Here is a 17,280-nt window from a genome sequence, read left to right on the forward strand (position 1 = left end):
ATTGTAATAAAAAGCTTAATATTTTTAATGTGTAAAAAAGAGGCAGCAATGTGCCCCTTTTTAAATATTTTAAAACTTCTTAAATGCATCTACATTTTTTACCATAACTGATAAAATTGAAACTATCAGTTCCCTTTCTTTTTTGGCTTTTCATCTAAAAATATATCCTTATATTTTTTCATCTTGTCATTTATCCTATCCTTTAATAAATCTAAAACCCTTTCATTTTTCCTTAACTTTTCATCTATCATTATTTCCATACATTGTTCTATATTGCTAACAGCATAAATACTAAAAGTATTATTCCCTACAGCATCAATAACTTCATCCTTTAAAATAAGTTGATCTAAATTTGAATGAGGTATTATAACTCCACAGTCATTAACATTTAGAGCTTTGCATATATAATAAAAACCTTCTATTTTCTCATTTATCCCTCCAACTGGCTGTATTTCTCCCCTTTGATTTATTGAACCTGTTACAGCAATATTCTGTTTTATTGGAATATCAGAAAGGCTTGAAAGAAGTGCTATTAGCTCTGCAGCAGAGGCACTGTCTCCATTTATTTCCCCATACATCTGTTCAAAGCATATATTAGCATTGAAGGACATGTAATTATTTTGGCCAAAGGTTTCTCCTAAATACCCTGTTAAAATCAATACTCCTTTACTGTGAATACTGCCGCTCATTTGTATCTCTCTTTCAATGTTTATAACTCCGTTTTTCCCCGGGTAAGTAGTAACAGTTACTCGGTTTTGTTTTCCAAAGGCAAAATCCCCATAATCAATAACTGCAAGTGCATTTATTTCTCCTATCCTATAGCCTTCAAGATTTATTATATATTTACCTTCCCTATACATATCCAAAAGTTTATCCCTTATAATTCCATGCCTTTTTTCAAGGGAATAAATAGCATCTTTTACATCTTCCTTAGATATTTTAGTATTAGATTTTAGTTTTGCATTTGTGTTAGAAAGATCGATTATGTCCACTATCTTATCAAAGGAGGCAGTAAAATAGTTTCTGCTCTCTGCAATTCTTGAAGAATACTTCATTATTTCAATTATTCCTTCTCTTGTTATAGGAAGTATATTATTTTCTTCGCAATAGTTGCTTATAAATCCAAGAAATTTTAAAATTTCACCATTGTTATTTTTTATATCCTCTTCAAAATCAGCCTTTATTTTAAAAAGCTCTTTAAAATCATTATCATAATTAAAAAGCAGATAATATATATATGGACTTCCAAGTAAAATAACCTTAATATCAAGAGGTATGCTCTCTGGCTCTAAAGTTGCAATAGGAATTATATCAAACTGGTTTTTTAAGTTTTCAATGAAAATATTATTTGAAATGAGGCTGTTTTTTAAAGCATTCCAACCCTTATAGCTTAGTAAAAGCTGTAAGGCATCTATTATTATAAACCCACCGTTGGCTTTATGAAGGCTTCCTGCTTTTATCATAGTAAAGTCTGTAACAAGAATACCCTGTTTATTTTCATACTCTATAATTCCTATCAGATTATGAAATTCTGGTTTATCTTCAAATATTACCGGTGCTCCTTCACCTTCATTATTTGATACGATAATATTTACACAGTATTTTTTAAAAAATTCATCGTCATACTTTTCTGCTATATCTTCACTATCCATAAATGCATCTATGTTTTCAATTATATCCCTTTCCATATCCCTTAAATATTCAATTACCTTTGGATTATATCCATATTTCTCTTCAAGAGTTTTTATCTTCTCTCCTATTATCTCTATTGATACATAATCATCTAATTTTTTAAGCCTATCCTTCATCTCTTTTTTTAGCTGTTTAGTTTTTCTTATAGCTTCAAGAGCAATCATTTTAAGTTCACTAACGTCCTCATTTATTTTATCCTTTGCCTCTTGGGAAAGCTCATTATACTGCCTTTCTGTCATCTCCTCATTATCATTAATAAGAGGAATAAAAGCAAAACCTTCTCCTGTACTTTTAACATTAAATCCTCTAAACTTAGCTTCATCATACAATTTATCAACATATTTCAGCATTTCCTTTTGATAGGCATCCATAATCTCATTTCTTTTCTTTTCATATTCTTCACTTGAAAAAAAATCTGGAACTTCGTTAAATAAACTATCTATAAATTTTTCTATATCTTCTTTAAATTCCTTTGAAGTACCCGGATTTAACCATATTGCTATAGGTATGTTCTTATCCTTAAAATTATATACATAACACCAATCCTTTGGAGTAGGCATTTTTTTAGCATATTCCTTAATCCTTTTTATAACATAACTTCTTTTCCCACAGCCATTGTTCCCTGATACATATATGTTATATCCTTTTTTATTCATCAATAATCCCAATTCAATTGCATCTACTGCCCTTTGTTGTCCAATTATTTCTTTAAATGGAGTTATCTCTTTGCTGTTATCAAAATTTGGAAGTGAACTATAGTCTATCTTAATGTCATCTACAGTTAGTTTTTTATACTCCATAACGTTCCCCCCTTCGCTTTAGTATATAATATTCTTAAAATATCATTTTAAATAATACTTTTTTAAACTTTAACAAAAAAAAGAGGAACGAAAAATCATTCCTCTTTTTACTTTCCTATAATTTTCAATGATGAGCTTGCTCCTATTCTGCTTGCTCCTGCTTCAATCATAGCAACAGCATCTTCAAAGCTATGTACTCCTCCTGAGGCTTTAACTCCCATATCTTCTCCTACAGTTTGCCTCATAAGTTTTATATCCTCAACCTTTGCACCCCATTTACTAAATCCAGTAGAAGTTTTTACAAAATCAGCTCCTGCCTCCTTTGCAAGTTTACATGCCATAACCTTTTCTTCATCAGTTAAAAGGCATGTTTCAATTATTACTTTAACTAAAGCCTTTCCTTCTGCAGCCTCAACTACTGCCTTTATATCATCTCTTACATAATCGTATTCATTTGCTTTTAACATACCTATATTAATTACCATATCAACTTCCTGTGCCCCGTCTTCAATAGCCTTTTTAGTTTCAAAAGCTTTAACGCAGCTACTGTTTGCTCCAAGAGGAAAACCTATTACCGTACAAACCTTAACATCACTTCCTTCAAGCTCTTTTTTAACAAGTTTTACATGGCAAGGGTTTACGCAAACAGAGGCAAATTTGTTTTCCTTTGCTTCTTTGCATATTCTCTTAATATCATCAGGAACTGCCTCGGGCTTTAAAATAGTATGATCGATTATGGATGCAATGTAATCTTTGCTAATCATTTTAACTCTCCTCTCATAAGTGATATCTTTATTATAAAATAAAAAGCTATTAAATAAATATTTTTATTATTTTATATTTTTGTCATATTAATTCAATAAATGCATAATATATTAAAAATATCATAATTGGAGGTATTTCTATGGAAAAAGACAAAAGCAAAAATATAATTGAAAATAATAAGGACAACCAAAATCAAAATATTGAAAACAAATCATCATCAGATAAAGAAATGGAAAATTCTGAATATATATTCTGGGTTAATTAAAAGGGATTAAACAAAATTAATCCCTTTTTATTTGATTTATTATCTATTCCATCAAGTAAAAACCCTGCAGAAAACAGAGCAAAAGCCTGAAAATACTAAAATATAGAACAAATATTTTAGTATCTGGCAGTTCATCCTTCCTTATGGCACAAGTAAAAATACATAGACTATAACTACTGCTGCTGTTGAAACAACCCAAAGGGCATAATCATTTACAGTTCCACTGTTAATTGAATTTATAAAATCAAAATACTTTCTAAAATTATATTTAATCCCCAAGAAAAGTCCATTTTCTCTGACCTGAGAACATTTACTTTTCACAGCGATATAAAATGTATAATAATTATAATCTTTATCTTTTTCTATATTACCTACTTTGATTTTTAATCCCCATGTTAGTGCCACTAATGTAAAAGAAGCTAAAAGTATTATAAATATGATTAGCCAATATTCTGGTCTACAGTATCCTGCAAGCTTATAATCAATATCTGGAACTGTTATAACTTCATTAAAATATTTTTGTGAATACCCTTTTCCATATATTACATCTATATACTTTCCAATGTTTAATGTTGCTGATACTGCCGGAGTTATTATGTACCTTGAAACATACCTTGGAAGTATTCCTGTTAGAAAGCAAAGTATTGCCATAATCCACATAGGAATTCTCATAGTAAGAGGAACTTCCTTTGCATCTTCACATTCCTTTGGAAGCTGACCAAAAAATACTGACTGGATTATATTTATAAATGACGCTAAAGTTAAAACGCTAACTAAAAGTGCAACTATTGTAACAGGAATAAATCCTTCTTTATAACTTGCCTGATATATTAGCCCTTTTGATACAAACCCGTTAAATGGAGGAAGCCCACTTATTGAAAAAGCTCCAATTAAAAAAATTAAAGCAGTTTGAGGCATCTTTTTAGCAAGACCTCCAAGTTTATTAATATCCGTAGTACCAACAGAATAGAAAACTGCATCTGCACAAAGAAATAAAAGTCCGTTAAACAACGTGTAATTTAGTACATGATATAGACCTCCACTAATTCCAATGGCAGTTGAAAGTCCAATACCTGTTATAATATATCCTATCTGTGATATGCTCTGAAAAGCAAGAAACCTTTTAAAATCAGTTTGTATAAGTGTCATAGTAACTCCTATAAACATAGTAATAGTTCCTAATACAACAACCAAAATATGAATTGGTGGCAAATTCATACTTTGAAAAAGAACATATAAAAGCCTTATTATACCATACACCCCGGCTTTGTTTACCATTGAGGAAAAGAACATAAAAACAGCTGCCGGAGCTGTCGTGTATACATCGGCTGCTATAGAATGCCATGGAACAATAAAGGCCTTAACTGCATATCCAACAAATATTATTCCAAAAGCAAACAAAGTTATTGGAGTGTAGTTTTTATGCATTAAGACTGCAATCTGTGCCATATTAAGTGTATGGAGCTGTGCATATAATAGAATTGTCCCTATAAGTATAAAGGATGAGCCTATTGAGCCCACAACTATATATTTAAATGCAGCTTCAATAGCCCCTTCAATATGACTTCTAAAGGCTGTTAATGTTACTGCCGAAAAGGTTGATATTTCAATCATAACAAACATATTAAATATATCTCCAGAGAATATAAATCCTATTATACTTCCCGAAAGCATTAGATATAGTACATAGTATTTATCAATAATATCATCTTTTTCCATATACTTAAAGGAATATAAGCCAGATAAGAATATCGTAAAGGATGCTAATACTGCAAAAAATAGACTAAGCTGATCGACTACAAGACATATACCTACTACACTATCTGGTACAGGTATCCAGTTGCCCATCCAGTAGGAAATAATCTGTCCATCAATAATAACAGGCTTAATTAGAAGTAAAATAAGTATAAAAGATATTCCTGTTGAAACTGTTGTTATTATCTTTCTTACTAAGGCTTTCCCCCTAAATAAAGCATTTAAAAAAGCACCAAAAAACAAAATTATAATTGACAGTACCGGATAGTGCTGCATCACCCATTCAACCTCCTTATTTTATCAGCATCTATTGTCCCAAACTTTTCCTTAATTTTAATTACGAAAGATAAAGCCATTGCAGTAACACAAACACCTATTACTATGGAAGTTAAGGCTAAAGCCTGTGGAACAGGATCAACGAAAAATGTTTCAGGTTTAATCTCTCCTAATGTAAAAATAGATTCTGTTCCCCCTGCCTTAAAACCTACACTAACAAAAAGAAGGTTTATTCCATAATTTATAAGGCTTAATCCTATAACAATTTTAATAAGATTCTTTTTAACAAGAACTGTATATAATCCAAAAATTATAAGCAAAAATGAACATATATAATTCTCGATTATCAAAAAAAACACCTCACTTTAGTAATTATTGCTATTACCATCTGATGGCAGCAATACAAGCATAAGAAGCATTAAAAATCCAACTCCTGTTAAGACTTTATATATAACAGCGGAGCTTGTCCAAAATGTAGTTTCTAAATTATATAATTTTTGAATATTACCAATATTAAAAAACACATTTTTACAAAAATTAGCTACACATATTATTCCAATAAGAGCAAAAAAGGAATACGCTATTACCTCAATTCCTTCATTTTTTCTAATTAACTCCATGTTGAAAGTTTTCTTTAAACCTTCACTCCCATATCCAAGATATATAAGCATTACAGAAAATGCTATCAAAACCCCTCCCTGAAATCCTCCTACTGGAGCTAAATTCCCATTTAGAATTATATAAAACCCAAGTACAAGGCCAATTGGAGCAAAAATATCAGCACCAATTTTTACTATTATGTTTTTAATTTTGATATCATTTTTCATTTTCATCATCCTTCTTCCTTCTACCGTTCTTTAAAATTACATATAAACCAGATACAGCAGTTAATAAAATAAATGATTCACTCAACCTATCATAACCTCTAAAATCAAAAAACACTGCAGCTACAGCATTTATCCCTTGAGTTTTGTCTAAATTTCCTTTAACTATTACATCCTCAAGGCCTTTTGCACCTTTAACATCGTATTTTGATGGATTAGATAATAGATCATATATCTTTGTACCACCTTCATTAATTGTTCGGGGCAGCTTTGCCGCATATATCATTCCAAACATGCCTAATACTGTAATAATAGACAGTGAAAAATATATAAAAAATCTTTTCATAACTTGTCCCCTCCTTTGACCTTCTTTAAAGCCACTAAAAATATAACAGGGGAAAGCAAAGCACCAATAACTGCCTCTGCAATTGCAATATCTGGTGCTTGAAGTATAATAAACTCTAATGCTACAAAGGTACCTAAACCACTTAAAGCTATAATAGACGATAATATATTCTCAAAGTATACAGAAAATACTGCAAAAATAAGAATACCAATTACAATAATAGTATTTAATAAAAGTACGCTATTTGTCATTAAGAATATCCCTCCCATATTCATCACAAACGAAGTTTTTACTGGGCCTTATTCCAAACCTGTAGGCAGCTTTACAAATAGAATGTGTTGCAATTGGATTAGTAAGAAGTATAAAAAAAACTATCAAAATAGCTCTTACTCCGATTGAAATACTTCCTCTATAAAATGAATAGATTGCTCCTCCTATTACTGTACCTAAAGTTCCAAGTGTTGCTATGTTTGTACTTGACTGCATCCTACAGAAAGTATCTGGCATTCTTATCATTCCAACAGTTCCAGCAAAGGCAAAAAAACTTCCTAAAATTAAAAATATATCGACAATTATTCTCATAGTTTTCCCTCCAAATACCTTGATATTAACACCGTTTTTATAAAGCCAATCACTGTAATTATAAGGGCTATATCAAGATAAATTCCTCGTCCACTATATAATGAAAAAAGAATTAAAGCAACTGATGTCATAATTTCAATTGAATTTACTGCAATTACCCTATCAACCACATTAGGGCCCTTTGCTACTCTATATAAAAGCAAAAAACTAAGAAATATGTATAATATGCCAATTATAATTAATTCTATCACTTCCATATCCTCCCAATACAATTTTCAAGAGTACCTTTAATAATCTCCCCATCTTTAACATTATTAGTAGTTGCAACATCAATGCAGTGAATATAGTAGTAATTCTTTCCTCTATCCTCAGCAACGTCCATAGTAATAGTTCCAGGAGTCAGAGTTATAGAATTTGCAAGCATAGATAGGGCATATTCTGATTTTAGGTTAGATGGAATCTTTACTATGCCAGGATTTACTGGTAGAGAAGGACTAAGAGCACATTTTGCTACATCAACATTAGCTTTCCAAAGCTCCTTTGGGAAAATCACAAACACATACTTAATTAAAGCAACAAATTTTGAAGGATTAAATAAATAAAAGGGGGTATCGTGTATAAAAAAACTCGCTGTAAATAATGCTACAATATAACTTACTATAGCTCCTATAAGGAGCTCTTCAAAAGAAAATGCAAAGGTAAACAGTATCAATATTATATAACATAAAATGAATGTGGATATAACAGCTAAAAAATGATTTTTTTTCAAAATATCCCTCCTATCTTTCTATTTTTTCAAAGATTTTATCTTTAATAAAGTCTGTAAGTTTTTCAATCCCTTCACCGCTTTTTGATGAAATTCTAAAAATAGCTATATTGTGATTTAAATCCATTGCCATATTCTCAACCTTTACATCATCAAAATCAAAGAATTCTTTCATATCATACTTATTTATAGCAAGTATATCAGTTGTCGAAAACATAAGAGGATATTTTTCAACCTTATCATCACCTTCAGGTACACTAAGTATTGCTATCCTTATATCTTCACCTATATTGAACTCAGCAGGGCAAACAAGGTTGCCGATATTTTCCACAAAAACAACGTCTGTATTTTCCAGGTCAAAATACGGCAAAACATGTTTTATTGACATCGCCTCAATATGACAAGCTCCATCAGTGTTAAGCTGAACAACTGGTATTCCTAAAGCATCAATCTTTTTTGCATCTACCTGCCCAGCAATATCTCCTTCAATAACAGCTATTTTATATGTTCTTGATAACCTTTTTATAAGTTCAACTATAAGACTTGTTTTTCCAGTTCCTGGTGATCCCATAACGTTTATCATAAAAACCTTCTTCTCCTTAAGTTCCTTTTTTATTTCATTGCTACAATCCTCATTCCATTCAAATATTTGCCTAACAACCTTTATTTCCATCATTCCACCTCCAAGCTATCAATATAAAATTCTCTCCCAGATATTATTTTTATATCATAGCTCCCGCAAAGGGGGCATTTTACCTTATTACGTTTAATTATGCTTTCTTTACAACAATTTTGGCACTTTATCTTAATTGGTACTTTTTTTATTTTAAGTAATGCACCTTCAGCTAGTGTACCTTTTGATGCGATATTGAAATATTCTTGCATTATATCTGGTATTACCCCAGACATTTCTCCTACCATAAGCCTTATTTCAAGTATTCTTTTTGCATTGTGCTTTCTTGCCTCATTCTGCGTTATCTTAAGTATTTCTTCAATTATAGAAAGTTCATGCATAATACCATCTATCCAAACATAAAAAACATGAGGAACTACTTGTAATTATAAGGCACAAATCTGCAACTGCCTTGTCTTTAAACATATAAGTAAAAACAGGTATTTTTCTATATTCCTGCATCAACTCACCTCCTAAGTTTTTAACAAAAATAACTAACATATCCTTGGAAGCTGAGAACCTGATAATTTTGTCAATATTCTTGTCCCACCTATTGATGTTTTAAGTACTACTCTTTGCTTAACCTTTGATGTTACTTTCCCTATAATTGCAGCCTTCTCTCCACCCTTTATTTTTTTTAAAGTATTTACTACTTTATTTGCAACATTTTTAGAAACAACAGCAACTATTTTGCCTTCATTTGCTGAATATAAAGGATCAATTCCAAGTATCTCACATGCTTTATTAACTTCTTCAGAAATAGGAATACTTTCCTCAAAAAGCTCAATACCAATCTCTGTTCCTTCTATAAACTCATTTAAAGTTGTTGCAATTCCTCCTCTTGTGGGATCTCTTAAAATCTTTATATTATTTCCATATTCAAGTATTACTTTAGATAATTCATGAAGAGGCATACAATCAGATACTAAATTCATACTTTCAAAAACCTCTTCCCTTGCTGCCATTACAGCAACACCGTGGTCTCCAACATTCCCTGATACAATTACCATATCCCCATCTTCAATTCTATTTTTATCTAAAAAATCATATTTTAAATAACCAATACCTGTGGTATTGATATATATCCCATCTCCTTTTCCTCTTTCAACTACTTTTGTATCACCTGTAACTATCTTAACGTTACATTCATCAGCAGTTTTGCTTATAGACTCTATTATTCTTTTTAAATTCTCTGTTTTAAATCCTTCTTCAATTATCAAACTAATACTTAAATATTTAGGTTCACCTCCACACATACATATATCATTTACAGTACCACAAACTGAAAGCTTTCCAATATCTCCTCCAGGAAAAAAGAATGGTCTTACTACAAAGCTATCGGTTGAAAATACTATTTTATCAAATCCATTTAATATTGCTCCGTCATTTAACTTGGAAAGCTCTTCATTATCAAAATATGGCAAAAACATCTCCTCTATAAGTTGTGATGTTTTTTTTCCCCCACTTCCATGGGCAAGGGTTATAATATCATCCATTATCTCACCTCATACGGGAATACTTATATTCAGAAGCACAAGCTCCCTCACTTGAAACCATGCAAGGTCCCAATGGATTCTCCGGAGTACATATCCTCGAAAAGAATTCACATTCAAAAGGCTCTATCTTACCTTTTATAACATCCCCACATCTACAAAGCCCTGTATAATCGCAGGTTTTCAATTCTATCGAAAACTTTTTTGTTGCATCAAAATCACTATATTCATTTTTTAATTTGTATCCACTGTTTTTAATAAACCCAATGCCTCTCCATAAATCATCACAAAACTCAAAGTAGTTATCTATTGCTGCTTTAGCCTTTTCATTTCCTTTTTTCTTTACAGCTCTTATATATTCGTTTTCAAGAAAAGGAGTATTATTTTTTATCATCTCCGATAACCTGTATATTGAATAAATTATGTCTCCTGCTTCAAATCCACAAATAACTGAAGGTATTTTATATTCTTTTACTAAAAATTCAAATCCTTCTTCTCCAATTATAACCGCTACATTTCCAGGGCATAAAAATCCATTAACTTCAAAATTGTCCATATTTATAATATGTCTTAAAACTGGTTCAACCCTTTTATGAATACTAAAAAGGCTAAAATTTTTAATTTCCTCATTTATAGCAGTTTCAACTGCTACAGCAGAGTTTGGAGCTGTAGTTTCAAATCCTATTCCAATAAAGACAATTTCTTTGTCAGAATTTTTTTTAGCAATTTCTAAAGCATCCATCGGAGAATAAACAACTCTTATATCGGCACCTTCTGCTTTCCTTCTTTCAAGACTTTCATCAGAATTGGATCCCGGAACCTTTATCATATCTCCATAGGTTGTAATTATAACATCTTTAATTTTTGAAAGTTTTATAATTTCATCTATTATTTCAACAGGAGTTACACATACAGGACAACCAGGTCCTGATATAAGCCTTATGTTCTTTGGCAAAATGCTCTTAATTCCAAACTTTGCAATAGCCATAGTATGTGTTCCGCAAACTTCCATTATAGTTATTCTTTTTTTATATTCCTTTAAAATCCTTATAATATTTTCAACAGCATCAGATTTATTGAATTCTTCCCAAAGCATCAGCTACCTCCTTAATCATTTTTAAATTTTCAAGTGCAACTTCTTCTTCTATTTTCTCTATTGCAAAACCAGCATGAACTATTACATAATCCCCTATTTTTACATCTTTAATAAAATCAATCCTGATGTTCTTCTTAAATCCATAACTTTCTCCAATAGCATCCTTACCATTTATTTTAGTAATCTTCAATGGCACTGCTAAACACATTTTACTTCCCCTCCATAATATGCAATTAAACACTGTCCTAAAGATATTCCCTCATCATTTGTTGATACTCTGTTGTGGCAGTAAACCTTAAAGCCTTTTTTTTCAATACATCCCTTAACCTTTGGTAAAAGATACATATTTTGAAATACTCCTCCTGATAATACTACATCTTCAATCCCTGTTACACTTCCTATTTTTTCAACTATATCAGCACTAACCTTTGCAAGAGTATTCATAAACTTAGAGCAAATTAGTCCTTTAGATATACTTTTTTTAATATCACTTACTATCTGATCAATTACTACTGTCCAATCAAATTGAAAAATTCCATTTATATTCTCTATCTTATATTCATAATATTCATTTGTTTTTTCAGCTAAGCTTTCAACTAAAACTGCTCCCTGCCCCTCATAAGATACAATCTGTTTTATATTAATTATCGAAGCTACCGCATCGAAAAGTCTTCCAATGCTACTTGCAAGAGGAGCATTTATGCCCTTTTTGAGCATTTTCTCTATTATAAAAATATCTTCATTAAACTTGAAATCTTCTGGTATTTTATTATAGGTTTCATATAATACTGAATAGCCAACCCTATAAATCTCTTTAATTGCCTTATCTCCTCCAACTATATGTATAGGCTTTATAGTACCAAGCCTTTCAAAGCCTATATAGCTTCCTTTTAAAAATTCTCCTCCCCAAATCGTTCCATCAGTTCCATAGCCTGTCCCATCCCAAATCACTCCTATAACCTCTTTATCTATATTGTTATCAGCAATGCACGATGCTAAATGAGCATGATGATGTTGTATAAAGCATAAAGGTATTTTATCCTCCTTTGCCCTGTTTAATGCATATTCAGTTGATATATAATCAGGATGAAGGTCACAGGCTATTTTTTCAGGTTTGATATTAAACAAATTTTCAAAATGCTTTATCTGCTCCTGATAATATTGTAATATCTCCATATTCTTCATATCACCTATATGTTGGCTTAAAAATACATAATGTCCCCTTGATAAGGCAAAGGATGCCTTCTGTTCCGCTCCACAGGCTAAGACTTTTCCTACTTCTTTATTTAATTTTATTGGAAAAGGAACATATCCTCTCGACCTTCTTATAGGATATTCCTTACCTTCAAATTCCCTTATAACTGAATCATCACACCTTGTATATATATCTCTATCATTCATTAAAAATCCATCAACAATTGACGATAATTTCTCTATGGCTTCATCATTTTTATATACTATTGGTAAATCCGATATGTTAGCACTTGTCATGACCAATGTATCAATATCCTCATTTAAAATAAGATAATGAACTGGAGTATAAGGAAGCATAACCCCAAGATAGTTATTATCTATAGAAACACTTTTAAATGATTCTTTAAACTTTTTTTTTAAAAGTACAATTGGTCTTCTAAAGGATTTTAACATATTTTCTTCATACTCATTTACAAAGCACCATTTCCTTATAGTTTGAACATCTTTGCACATAAGAGCAAAAGGTTTTTCATCTCTATGCTTTTTATACCTTAATTTATTAACAATTTCATCGTTTAATGCATTACAAGCTAAGTGAAAACCTCCAATACCTTTAATTGCTATTATTTTACCTTCTTTTAAAAACTTAATAGATATTTCTATTGGATTTTCATAATATACTTTACCATTTTTATCTTTGAAAAAAAGTTTAGGTCCGCAATTAAAACAACAGTTCGGTTGTGCATGGTATCTCCTATCTTCTATATCTTTATATTCTCTATTGCAGATTTCACACATTGTAAAGTTTTTCATAGTAGTTTTTTCTCTATCGTAAGGAACATCTTTTATTATTGTAAACCTTGGCCCACAATTAGTGCAGTTTATAAAAGGATATCTATAGCGCCTATTTTTATTATCAAAAAGCTCTTTTAAGCAATCTTCACAAATAGAAACATCTGGGGACACCAATGTAAACTTCTCATCGTCATTTGTACTATTTATTATCTTAAAATCATTAAATATATTATTTTTTTTAATCCTCCTAATCGAAACATTTTCAATAAGTGCAAGCTTAGGACTATTTTGCTTAATTTCCTGTATAAAATTTATCAAGCATTTATCTTCTCCTTGTATTTCCATTACAACTCCATTAGATGTATTTTTAATCCAACCTTTTATACCATAGTTTTTTACCAATTTATGTATAAACGGTCTAAACCCAACTCCTTGAACTATTCCATTAATTTTTAATCTAATAGTATCCATATAAATCACCTTAAAAAATATTATATAACAGCAGTAATAATTAAATAATAATTATACAATCTGTTTATTTTGTCTATAAAGTTTCGTATATAATAGCTAAAGCCCTGATTTATCAAATTTTGAAACTTCCATGGTATATTTTTCCTATTTATGTTATTATTATAATACATCCAAAATAAAATTAAAATGACAATTATTATATAATTTTAATATTTATGTTATTTTACTATGCTATAAAATTTTATGATACAAATTAAAATAACTAATAAAAAAAGCCCCTTCGAGAAAACAATAAAATATGATATAATTTACATTATGATTTTGTAAAATATGATTTTTATAAATATAAAGTAAAGGGGATAGATGTATATGAGTTTTAAAGAAACACTTGCCAAAAAGTATGCTGAAGCATATCTTAAGAAATATGGTGACAGATTGACACAAGTTCAAGGTCACATTTTAAGCGTTAAAATATCAACCAAGGCTATACTTGGAATATATCATATACTAAAGGTGGATATAATATTAAGACCTGAAAGAAGTAAGAATGTCCAACGATGTCAATATATAAGAAAACAATGGTTTAAAAAGCCTGAATTTATGCAGCTCTCTCAAGGAAACCTTGTAATAATTCAAGGAGTAAAAGGTAAGAAAGGAAAGGATAACAGCGAAATAATTCAAGTTCTTAATATAATGAACCTAACAACAAAGAAGGATTTAATTCCTATGGATCATAACAAAATAAAAAAGATACAACAAAAACAAATTATTAAATAATTGCCCGCAAAATCTGCGGGCTTTTTATCTACTATACCAATAAAAACTATTAATTAAAGATATTATTCCTGAAAAAGCTAATACAATTATCCATTGTATTATGTTTAAGGCTTTTGTAGTAAATATTCTTTGCAAAGATGTACTATAGACAACTAATACAAGCATAATCATAGATGATGCAACTGCCAGTACCAGATAAATGTTTTTAAATAGTCCAATTCTAAAAACAGAGTGTCTTTCTGATCTACATTCAAATACGTGAAAAAGCTGGGACATAACAAGTGTGCAAAGCGCCACAGTCCTTGATAATTCAATGTCTCCTTTAAAATAATATAAGCTCATTGAAAAGGAAGTTATTGTACAAAACCCTATAAGTACCCCTCTTATAAGTATTTTTTTCCATAAGCCTTCTGAAAAAATACTCTCATTTTTGCTTCTTGGTCTTCTTTCCATAACATCCTGTTCTCCTGCCTCAAGGCTAAGTGCCATTGCTGGAAGGCCATCTGTAGCAAGGTTTACAAGAAGTATCTGAATAGGAAGTAGTGGAATAGGCAAATTAAGAATAGATGCAAGAAACATGGTAAGAACTTCTCCTATATTACAAGATAAAAGGTATCTTATAAACTTTCTTATATTGTCATATATTATTCTGCCTTCTTTAACTGCAGCTACAATAGTTGCAAAATTATCATCCATAAGTATCATAGATGATGCTTCCTTGGTAACATCTGTCCCTATTATACCCATTGATACTCCAATATCAGCTTCTTTAATAGCAGGGGCATCATTTACTCCGTCTCCAGTCATAGCAACACACATTCCAACTCTTTTATAAGCCTTTACTATTCTATATTTATGGGAAGGGTTTACCCTGGCAAAAACTCTTACTCTATTAATAATGCTATCAAGCTTTTTATCGTCCATAGAATCCAATTCATCACCAGTAAGTACAAGCCCATCTTTGTCTAATATTTTTAGCTGCGATGCTATGGCCTTTGCTGTTAACTTATGATCACCTGTAATCATAACTGGAGTTATTCCTGCAAGCCTACATTCTATTACTGCGTCAAAAACTTCTTTTCTCGGAGGGTCAATCATGCCAGCAAGCCCTGTAAATATTAAATTTTTTTCCGAAGTGTCGACGTTTTCTATTTTTTTATAGGCTGATGCAATTACCCTTAATGCCTCTTCAGCCATCTGATTATTATATTTATTTATACTTTTTCTAATTTCATCGGTTAATTCCTTAACCTCTCCCCTTACCAAGATGCCTGTACATTTTGGAAGTATGCTCTCTAGTGCTCCTTTTGCAAACATATACTTTCCTTCACTACTCATACATATTACTGACATCATCTTCCTTTCAGAATCAAAAGGATTTTCTTTAATAACCTTATATTTTTTTAAAAGGTTTTCCTTTGTTATGCCTACTTTTAAACCCATTATAAGAAGTGCAATCTCTGTAGGATCTCCAGAATATTTTATTTCCCTATTACTAATAGTGATACTTGCATCACTACACAAACAACAGCACTCAACAAATCTTTTTATATCCCCATCCTTTTCTGCATTAATGCTTCCAAATACTATATTTCCACTACTATCATAGCCATCTCCAGTGACGCTGTATAGTCTATCAGCTACATATATTTTCTTAACTGTCATCTTGTTTTGAGTTAAAGTTCCGGTTTTATCAGAGCATATTACATTAGTACAACCCAATGTTTCAACAGCTGGAAGTTTTCTAACCAGTGCATTTCTTTTCATCATCCTTTGAACTCCAAGGGCTAATGAAACAGTTACAATTGCGGGAAGCCCCTCTGGTATTGCTGCAACTGCAAGGCTTACCCCTATAAGGAACATTTTATAAGCATCTTCTCCCCTAAAAATCCCTGTTATAGTTACAACAGCACATATAATCAAACATCCATAAACAAGTATTTCTCCAAGTTTATCAAGCTTCTGCTGAAGAGGAGTTTTTTCAGTTTCTATCTCCTGAAGCATATCTGCAATTTTTCCCATTTGAGTATCCATTCCTACAGCTATTATCTTTGCTTTTCCTTTACCATGGGTAACATTACAACCCATATATAAAAAATTCTCATTAGAAGGTTTTTTGCCACCTATTAAAGGCTTTTTCTCAACTGACACAGACTCTCCTGTTAAAATAGATTCATCGCTCCTAATATTACTACCTTCAATAATTATACAATCAGCTGGAACTCTGTCTCCTGCTTCAACTTCAATCAAGTCCCCAATAACAACTTCTCTTGCTTTTATTATACTTAACTTCCCATCCCTTATAACTTTAGCTGTTGGAGCTGCAAGTTCCTTTAATGACTCAAGAGAACGCTCTGTTTTATATTCCTGTATAAATCCAAGAACTGCATCCATAATAACTATTATAAGTATTGTAATTGAATCAGCAACTTCACCCATAAAGCCAGAAATAGCTGTTGCAGCAAGAAGTACCCATACTATAAAATCGTTAAATTGAGATATAAATATTTTAATTGGAGAAATCCTTTTTCTTTTAACTATTTCATTATATCCATACCTTGACAATCTTTTTTTTGCTTCTCTCGTTGATAGGCCTGAATTATTATGTAAATTTTCATTAAATTTTAAATTTATTTTTTCCAAAAGCACCATCTCCTTTTTTAACCTATAACTATTTATATTTCAAAAATATATTTAGTATCACTTTTTA

At 30.8% G+C, this 17,280-nt stretch carries 20 protein-coding genes; 2 read left to right on the plus strand and 18 right to left on the minus strand.

The window, feature by feature from the left end; all coding sequences use genetic code 11:
- Positions 1-125: 125 nt before the first annotated feature.
- Entirely contained in the window at positions 126-2,492 is a 2,367-nt protein-coding gene (locus FDN13_RS02170) for a Lon protease family protein (RefSeq protein WP_138978677.1), read from the minus strand.
- 107 nt (positions 2,493-2,599) lie between these two features.
- On the minus strand, positions 2,600-3,256 hold the full coding sequence (gene deoC / locus FDN13_RS02175; protein ID WP_138978678.1) for a deoxyribose-phosphate aldolase: 657 nt from the start codon (positions 3,254-3,256) through the stop codon (positions 2,600-2,602).
- A 140-nt stretch (positions 3,257-3,396) separates the two neighbouring features.
- Here deoC and FDN13_RS14485 point away from each other — a divergent pair, with 140 nt between their 5' ends.
- Complete coding sequence (locus FDN13_RS14485; RefSeq protein ID WP_256372270.1) at positions 3,397-3,522, plus strand: hypothetical protein; 126 nt, start codon at positions 3,397-3,399, stop codon at positions 3,520-3,522.
- Positions 3,523-3,663: 141 nt separating this feature from the next.
- Here FDN13_RS14485 and FDN13_RS02180 read toward each other — a convergent pair whose 3' ends face one another.
- Genes FDN13_RS02180 through hypF form a run of 15 tightly spaced genes read right to left on the minus strand, consistent with a single transcriptional unit; the run spans position 3,664 to position 13,793 of the window.
- Positions 3,664-5,553: a complex I subunit 5 family protein gene (locus FDN13_RS02180; RefSeq protein WP_138978679.1), complete on the minus strand. Its 1,890-nt coding sequence runs from the start codon at positions 5,551-5,553 to the stop codon at positions 3,664-3,666.
- A complete protein-coding gene (locus FDN13_RS02185; RefSeq protein ID WP_138978680.1) occupies positions 5,553-5,903 on the minus strand; it encodes a sodium:proton antiporter in 351 nt (116 codons plus the stop codon). The genes FDN13_RS02180 and FDN13_RS02185 overlap by 1 nt, the downstream gene beginning before the upstream one ends.
- A 15-nt stretch (positions 5,904-5,918) precedes the next feature.
- Positions 5,919-6,380, minus strand: a complete 462-nt coding sequence (locus FDN13_RS02190) for an MnhB domain-containing protein (RefSeq protein WP_168190039.1) — start codon at positions 6,378-6,380, stop codon at positions 5,919-5,921.
- A complete protein-coding gene (locus tag FDN13_RS02195) occupies positions 6,370-6,723 on the minus strand; it encodes a hypothetical protein (protein WP_138978682.1) in 354 nt (117 codons plus the stop codon). The genes FDN13_RS02190 and FDN13_RS02195 overlap by 11 nt, the downstream gene beginning before the upstream one ends.
- Positions 6,720-6,974, minus strand: a complete 255-nt coding sequence (locus tag FDN13_RS02200) for a hydrogenase subunit MbhD domain-containing protein (protein WP_138978683.1) — start codon at positions 6,972-6,974, stop codon at positions 6,720-6,722. The genes FDN13_RS02195 and FDN13_RS02200 overlap by 4 nt, the downstream gene beginning before the upstream one ends.
- Entirely contained in the window at positions 6,964-7,305 is a 342-nt protein-coding gene (gene mnhG / locus FDN13_RS02205; protein WP_138978684.1) for a monovalent cation/H(+) antiporter subunit G, read from the minus strand. The genes FDN13_RS02200 and mnhG overlap by 11 nt, the downstream gene beginning before the upstream one ends.
- Positions 7,302-7,556 carry a monovalent cation/H+ antiporter complex subunit F gene (locus FDN13_RS02210; RefSeq protein WP_138978685.1) on the minus strand — a complete coding sequence of 85 codons (255 nt, stop codon included), beginning with the start codon at positions 7,554-7,556 and terminating at the stop codon, positions 7,302-7,304. The genes mnhG and FDN13_RS02210 overlap by 4 nt, the downstream gene beginning before the upstream one ends.
- Positions 7,553-8,074: a Na+/H+ antiporter subunit E gene (locus FDN13_RS02215; RefSeq protein WP_138978686.1), complete on the minus strand. Its 522-nt coding sequence runs from the start codon at positions 8,072-8,074 to the stop codon at positions 7,553-7,555. Before FDN13_RS02215 ends, FDN13_RS02210 begins: the two co-directional genes overlap by 4 nt.
- A 10-nt stretch (positions 8,075-8,084) precedes the next feature.
- The gene (hypB, locus tag FDN13_RS02220) at positions 8,085-8,744 is read right to left on the minus strand and encodes a hydrogenase nickel incorporation protein HypB (RefSeq protein WP_138978687.1); all 660 of its coding nucleotides are present in this window, start codon (positions 8,742-8,744) and stop codon (positions 8,085-8,087) included.
- On the minus strand, positions 8,744-9,085 hold the full coding sequence (hypA, locus tag FDN13_RS02225; RefSeq protein ID WP_138978688.1) for a hydrogenase maturation nickel metallochaperone HypA: 342 nt from the start codon (positions 9,083-9,085) through the stop codon (positions 8,744-8,746). Before hypA ends, hypB begins: the two co-directional genes overlap by 1 nt.
- Entirely contained in the window at positions 9,078-9,206 is a 129-nt protein-coding gene (locus FDN13_RS14490) for a hypothetical protein (protein ID WP_256372271.1), read from the minus strand. Before FDN13_RS14490 ends, hypA begins: the two co-directional genes overlap by 8 nt.
- A 32-nt stretch (positions 9,207-9,238) precedes the next feature.
- Positions 9,239-10,240 carry a hydrogenase expression/formation protein HypE gene (hypE, locus tag FDN13_RS02230; RefSeq protein ID WP_138978689.1) on the minus strand — a complete coding sequence of 334 codons (1,002 nt, stop codon included), beginning with the start codon at positions 10,238-10,240 and terminating at the stop codon, positions 9,239-9,241.
- 4 nt (positions 10,241-10,244) lie between these two features.
- On the minus strand, positions 10,245-11,333 hold the full coding sequence (gene hypD, locus FDN13_RS02235) for a hydrogenase formation protein HypD (protein ID WP_138978690.1): 1,089 nt from the start codon (positions 11,331-11,333) through the stop codon (positions 10,245-10,247).
- Entirely contained in the window at positions 11,311-11,541 is a 231-nt protein-coding gene (locus tag FDN13_RS02240; RefSeq protein ID WP_138978691.1) for a HypC/HybG/HupF family hydrogenase formation chaperone, read from the minus strand. Before FDN13_RS02240 ends, hypD begins: the two co-directional genes overlap by 23 nt.
- Positions 11,532-13,793 carry a carbamoyltransferase HypF gene (gene hypF, locus FDN13_RS02245; RefSeq protein WP_138978692.1) on the minus strand — a complete coding sequence of 754 codons (2,262 nt, stop codon included), beginning with the start codon at positions 13,791-13,793 and terminating at the stop codon, positions 11,532-11,534. Before hypF ends, FDN13_RS02240 begins: the two co-directional genes overlap by 10 nt.
- 369 nt (positions 13,794-14,162) lie before the next feature.
- On the opposite strand from hypF, the gene FDN13_RS02250 reads away from it, so the two are divergent.
- On the plus strand, positions 14,163-14,570 hold the full coding sequence (locus FDN13_RS02250; RefSeq protein ID WP_138978693.1) for a hypothetical protein: 408 nt from the start codon (positions 14,163-14,165) through the stop codon (positions 14,568-14,570).
- Positions 14,571-14,594: 24 nt separating this feature from the next.
- On the opposite strand, the gene FDN13_RS02255 is transcribed toward FDN13_RS02250, so the two are convergent.
- Entirely contained in the window at positions 14,595-17,222 is a 2,628-nt protein-coding gene (locus FDN13_RS02255; RefSeq protein ID WP_138978694.1) for a calcium-translocating P-type ATPase, SERCA-type, read from the minus strand.
- Positions 17,223-17,280 lie beyond the last annotated feature (58 nt).

The sequence above is a fragment of the Caloramator sp. E03 genome (genome assembly GCF_006016075.1).
Lineage (GTDB): Bacteria > Bacillota > Clostridia > Clostridiales > Caloramatoraceae > Caloramator_B.